The sequence below is a fragment of the Mycobacterium sp. ABE4_509 genome (genome assembly GCF_056160785.1).
In genome coordinates this window covers 1-534 of sequence record NZ_JBSWXU010000340.1, presented here as the reverse complement: position 1 = coordinate 534, position 534 = coordinate 1, and the positions used below count along the sequence as shown (strand labels likewise).

1 pseudogene is annotated in these 534 nt (G+C 74.7%); it reads left to right on the top strand.

Annotated elements, in window-relative coordinates:
* A pseudogene (locus ACXAID_RS28380) lies at positions 1 to 534 on the top strand (DUF2339 domain-containing protein); the annotation flags it as partial.

Sequence of the window (534 nt, the reverse complement as noted above, 5' to 3'; positions counted from 1 at the left end):
GTCTACGGCTGGGTGGCCCCGTCGGTCGGGCTGGCGCTGGCTGCGGCGGTCGCCGCCGCGGGGCTGGCACTGGCCCGGCGCTGGGACACCCAGCAGCTGGGTCTGCTGGTGCTGGTGCCGATGATCGTGTTGGCGCCCGCGGTGACCGACGGGATCACGCTGCTGCTGGTCGGATTCATGCTGGCGCTGTCGGCCGCGTCGCTGCCGGTGCAGCTGGGCCGGGACTGGATCTGGCTGCATGCGGCGCGCATCGCGGTCGCGGTCCTGCCGCTGTGGGTCGCGCTGGGGGCAAGGCTCATCAACGACCGTGACGATCTGTGGCTGGCCGGCGCCTGCGCCATCGCGGCGCTGATCGCGATCGCCGCCGGGCTGATCCTGATGCCGGGCACCGCCAGGCCGGTCGGGATGGCGCTGTTGACCGCTGCCGGCGTAGCCCCGGTGCTGGCCGTCGGTGCAGCGGTGGACCGGGTGCTGGCCGCGCTGATGGCCGGTGCGCTCGCAGCGGGGATGCTGGCTCTCGCGCTGGGCGGGGGC